The 2129-nt window shown below is 38.7% G+C and carries 5 protein-coding genes; 4 read left to right on the forward strand and 1 reads right to left on the reverse strand.

All coding sequences use genetic code 11. The features are described 5' to 3' along the window. Nucleotides 1-101: 101 nt before the first annotated feature. Nucleotides 102-341: a hypothetical protein gene (locus tag ABUA47_RS24295; protein WP_005836729.1), complete on the reverse strand. Its 240-nt coding sequence runs from the start codon at nucleotides 339-341 to the stop codon at nucleotides 102-104. Nucleotides 342-356: 15 nt separating this feature from the next. Here ABUA47_RS24295 and ABUA47_RS24300 point away from each other — a divergent pair, with 15 nt between their 5' ends. From ABUA47_RS24300 to ABUA47_RS24315, 4 genes are all read left to right on the forward strand, one after another. Next, complete coding sequence (locus ABUA47_RS24300) at nucleotides 357-842, forward strand: hypothetical protein (RefSeq protein WP_005836731.1); 486 nt, start codon at nucleotides 357-359, stop codon at nucleotides 840-842. A gap of 431 nt (nucleotides 843-1273) precedes the next feature. Next, complete coding sequence (locus tag ABUA47_RS24305) at nucleotides 1274-1468, forward strand: hypothetical protein (protein ID WP_004313635.1); 195 nt, start codon at nucleotides 1274-1276, stop codon at nucleotides 1466-1468. Between the two features lie 4 nt (nucleotides 1469-1472). Further along, on the forward strand, nucleotides 1473-1757 hold the full coding sequence (locus ABUA47_RS24310; protein WP_005836733.1) for a hypothetical protein: 285 nt from the start codon (nucleotides 1473-1475) through the stop codon (nucleotides 1755-1757). 11 nt (nucleotides 1758-1768) lie between these two features. Then, the coding region (locus ABUA47_RS24315; RefSeq protein WP_349832235.1) for a hypothetical protein at nucleotides 1769-2129 on the forward strand (361 nt) is incomplete at its 3' end.

Consider the following 2129-nt stretch of genomic DNA (forward strand, 5'->3'; position numbering starts at 1 on the left):
GACTTTGTCTCTTTCAGCCCTTTTATACAGTCGCAGAGTGCTTCTCCAGTCTTTTATATTCTTCCAATCCGGATATTCTTTATATCGCACATCGGCAGTTCTTATCTGAGAGATTTTGTATGCAAAGATACAGCTTTAGAATGGTCGTCAAGTAACGCTGCGCTAACAGTTTCCGGATACTTGTGGCAGCCTTCTGCATATCGAAGATTTGGGTATTCCACTTCATTCCATTCACTATTCACTTGCCTTATCCATCCTTTCCTTACTGTCAATTTCGCATAAAAATCATTCCTGACAAGAAGCCGGAAGAGCTTCAAGCAAAGGGAATAAAGTTTAATCATTTAAATTTTAAAATTATGCACAGCCGAATTTTTCAGATTTCTAAAATGTGGATAGGAAAAGAAAACTATCTGAATGAAGACACTCTCCATCAGGGAGATGGCAGTTTCTATGACTATTGTGCGGAGATAGATGACGAAGAACGTAAGGAAGATATTCGTTATTTGGTCAATACTGCCCTACCCAAAGATATGTTCGAACTTGTAGGTGATGACACCATGCGCTACATTGGTGGTGTGGAACAATGGAAAGAGAACTTTGTGACTAACATCCGTAAGAAAGCTGAAGCTATTACAACGGAAAATATGTTGGAGTTTGTAGGCCCTGTTTATCAACTTGAAAAGGCATTGGAAAATCCATTGGATATTGCGTATCATTTCTATTTGGACGGAGAGGGATACCAGTCATTTGCCGAAAAATCTTTTGCATTTATGGAGTTTGTCTGTACGCTTGAACCGGGAACGATACTCTATATCGGAGGAGTCATCGACTATCACTTCTGATACTCCATATAATTTTTTTAAAGCCACCCGCAACTCAAGCGGGTGGTTATCATCTTCCTATATAACAGTCCGGTTACTTTTATAGACCATGTTCTGCCGAACCTCTGTTACCAATTCACAGCCTCTTTTACCGATTCTATATTACCTGTTCTAATTGTATTACATTCTCACAGTCCCGACATGCACCGTTGTTTGTTTCGTGCGCAAAGGTACGGTGGCAAACGATGTTCAAGTACCGCTGTTGCTACCTGAAATGAAATTTGACGTAACCTTCCGCAATCACAGATTCCGGTATTCATAAAATTTCATTCCGGTTACTTGCTCATAGTTCTTGCATCCACCGTTGAAAATGCACATGAAACAACCTCTTGGGTGAAGTCGGAAGGCTTCAAGAAGAGGGAAATAAAAAACAACTTAAAAAAATAAATGCAATGAGAACTAAAACACTCTACAGATGCGATGCACAGAAAATAGACATCAGTCGTTTCCCTAACTTTCACATAACAGGAAGTATAACCGGAATGAAGAAACTCTATTATGGCAAGAATGCTCTATTGGTACGTTGCGGAAGCTGGATTTACAACGTGTCAAGTGAACCCGAAGTTTATTATAATATAGCACATTAGTAGTATGAAAAAAGGTTATAAAAAAGATTTTCAGAGTTGGAAAGGTATAGTAACTCTAAAATTACTTTGCTGTAATATAGCAGCAGGTCGTTTTGATTGGAAGAAATATTGTACGCCACAGCCTTATTGTGGTCAGGAGATTTGCGTTATACCGCTACATTGTTCTTATGGACAGATAGGCTACACTGTGTACTTCCCTTATTCTGATATGCCGGAAGTGGAATACGATTGGGAAATGAACAAATTAACTATTGACAAAGAGAGTTGGGAGAATTATTTACAGAATTAATATTTAAAAATATGGCACAGAATTTTTATACCAAATGGCAGAATGCAATCCTTGCAGATGCAGGAGCCTATGTTTCAAAAGAATACCGCAGTTTTCAAACAGCTTTAGTACGTGAGATTTCCAAGTACGCAGCAGCAGTTGGCGCAAAAGTAATATCCAACTTAAAAGGGCATTATAATACCTCTTGTTTCATTGAGCGCAACGGCAAATTCGTTTACATCAGTCACTCTTCCGGTTTGTCCCGAATAGGTCGCAGTGTAAAAATAGAACTTGATTCTTTCTTGATACGGACAGCCCAACATGCGAAAGATTACAGAGGGGGACATAATCAGTATTGCGATATAACAAATTTACAGTCTATGATAGATAATT

The sequence above is a fragment of the Bacteroides sp. RTP31139st1_H2_RTP31139_211217 genome (assembly GCF_040227615.1).
GTDB classification, from domain to species: Bacteria; Bacteroidota; Bacteroidia; order Bacteroidales; family Bacteroidaceae; genus Bacteroides; species Bacteroides uniformis.